This is a genomic window from Streptomyces sp., assembly GCF_036566765.1.
Taxonomy (GTDB): domain Bacteria; phylum Actinomycetota; class Actinomycetes; order Streptomycetales; family Streptomycetaceae; genus Streptomyces.
Window position 1 is genome coordinate 1 of sequence record NZ_DATCVQ010000412.1, and the last position, 2,161, is coordinate 2,161.

At 70.7% G+C, this 2,161-nt stretch carries 4 protein-coding genes; 1 reads left to right on the plus strand and 3 read right to left on the minus strand.

Annotation, left to right across the window (positions count from 1 at the left end):
• The 3 genes from VIU94_RS23910 to VIU94_RS23920 all read right to left on the minus strand — a co-directional run.
• Positions 1-368: VOC family protein (locus tag VIU94_RS23910; RefSeq protein ID WP_331913945.1), on the minus strand; the 368-nt coding region annotated here is incomplete at its 3' end.
• A gap of 261 nt (positions 369-629) precedes the next feature.
• Positions 630-872 (minus strand): hypothetical protein, encoded by a 243-nt coding sequence (locus tag VIU94_RS23915; protein ID WP_331913947.1) that lies wholly within the window; start codon positions 870-872, stop codon positions 630-632.
• Positions 873-1,121: 249 nt separating this feature from the next.
• Entirely contained in the window at positions 1,122-1,637 is a 516-nt protein-coding gene (locus VIU94_RS23920; protein ID WP_331913949.1) for a MarR family winged helix-turn-helix transcriptional regulator, read from the minus strand.
• Between the two features lie 117 nt (positions 1,638-1,754).
• Between VIU94_RS23920 and VIU94_RS23925 the strand changes: the two genes are divergently transcribed.
• Positions 1,755-2,161, plus strand: a 407-nt coding sequence (locus tag VIU94_RS23925; RefSeq protein WP_331913951.1) for a DUF1398 family protein, incomplete at its 3' end; no start/stop codon positions are given.

Consider the following 2,161-nt stretch of genomic DNA (forward strand, 5'->3'; position numbering starts at 1 on the left):
AGGGCGATGCCGTCCGGGTCCTTGAAATTCAGGTGCAGGCCGCCGGGGTCCTCGACGATTCCGGAGTGGGAGATCTCCTCTTCGTCCAGGCGCGATTCCCAGGTCTCCAGCTCGCCCCGGTCGCCGACGTGGAAGGCGACGTGGTCCAGGCCGACCCGCGCGGGGTCGAAGGAATCCGCCGTGCTCGTGGCCGCGTGGGTCCGGAAGCCGACGACGAAGGAGGGCCCGGCACAGGCCACGAAGGGCCCGAACTCGTCCTCGATGGCCATCATGGTCTGTGTATCGAACAGCCGGTTGTAGAACTCCGCACTCCGTTTGACGTCGCCGACGGTCAGCGTGAGGTGTCCGATCCCCGGTGCCTCGGGCATGGCTGCCGCCTCCTCCAAAGGTGGGGGCTCCTGTCTCCACGCTACGCCGCCCAAGATCGGCGGGCGACGCCGCCGCAGGCAGCGGTGAGGTTCCGCGCCTCAGCGAGATCACGCTCATCGCCTCCAATCGGGAAACCCGCAGGTCAGGTACCAGGACAGTGCGCGTCAATCGCTCAATACCTGGCTGGTACGCAGATCGACCGCGGCGAACCACCTGGTCGCCGAAGTGAGCAATGTGCAGCTCACGCGCACCGTCCCTGCTCAACCTCCGCGAGCCACGACAATCGCCACGCGGCCGCATCGCTCGGTGCCCGACGGGCCGTTGGTCGCGGTGCGGATGTCGGCGAACAGGCGGAACGACGTCGTCCCGTCACCGAGCGGATCCATCAGCGCCCAGGTCCGGCGCTCGCGCAGCAGGGCCTCGACGTCCTTCGGGTCCGCGGCGTGGAGTGCTCCCGTGTACTGGACCGGCGTCTCGACCGCCGCCCGGCGGTATTCGTACACGGGTGTAGCGCCGCTTTCACGCGGGGACCGGGGACCGCGGGCGAGGGCGGTGACCTCGTGGGCCGGGAGTACGCCGAGCCTGCGACGGCTGCGGGTGACACAGCGCCGCAGGTCGGTACGCCGATCCCGAGGTGGCGCAGGTCGCTCTTGAGGTAGGCGCGCTGTTGCTCGGCGCGAACGGGCCCACCAGTGCGGTCAGCGCGGCCCGGAGTTCCTGTACCGGGACGCTCGCCGCTGCGCAGTCGCTGCTCAGTGCTCATCCTTCGGAGCGCGGCCGGTCGTGGCGCGGGAACGGGCGCCGCGGTTCGCGCCCTCGGCTCCGGCCTGGGTGTCGGTCTCGGCCCACTGATCCGTCTGTCTCGTCAACCGTCGAAGCAGCGCCCGTACGGCCGCGAGGTCGGCCTGGGTGATCCCCTCCCCCATCGCCCGGTGCGCGGCCTCGGCGCGGACGGTGATCGCCTCCAGCGCCCGCCGGCCGGTGGGGGTCAGAGCAAGCAAGGGTGAGGTGCGGTGGTCAGGGTTGTCCTGGAACTCCGCGAGGCCGTCGCGGACGAGTTCGTTGGCGATGCGCTGCACGCCCTGCCGGGCGACCCCGAGCCGGCGCGCGGCCCGCGCCACGGGCAGGGAGTCCTCGCTCACCACGCTCATCAGCTGCCAGCGGGCCTGCGTCTGCCCTTCCGCCGCCGCCAGCGCCTCGCCCGCGCGGCGCAGTGCGCCTGCGGCCTCGAACACGTCGGCCACGAGAAGGGCCAGTTCCTCCGCCATTGCTCCGGTTCCCTTCCCCACATTCGACAACGTGTTGTCATTATGTCACCATCATGTCATATCCGGCGTGCGCTCCGATCGAGCCACGCACCCCCACCGGATCACCAGGGAGACACCATGACCACCACCGATGCGATCAGCCGCCTGCAGTCCGCCATGGAGCGCGGCGCCGCCGTCCGCCCCAAGGCCGGAGGCTTCCCCTACCTGGCCGAGAGCCTGCGACAGGCCGGCGTGACCCGTTGCCGCATGGCCGTCCCGGCCAACGCGTTCCTCTACCTGACCGAACACGGCGACGTCGTGGTCCAGGGCGAACCCCTGATCACCGGCTTCGCGCCGGCCCCCGCCTTCGACCGGGCAGCTCTGGTCGCGGCCCTGCGTGCGGACCAGGCCGGGGAGACGTCGTTCCCCGAGTTCGTCCGCAGCTGCTGGGACGCGGGCATCGTCTGGTACGACGTCGACACCACGGCCCGCACCTGCACCTACTACGGAACCGCCGGCGACTCCTACACCGAGGACTACCCGGC

What these genes read in the sequence shown, in the direction of transcription:
- VIU94_RS23920 (WP_331913949.1), bottom strand. Translation starts at nt 1,637, where the DNA reads ATGGCGGAGGAACTGGCCCTTCTCGTGGCCGACGTGTTCGAGGCCGCA.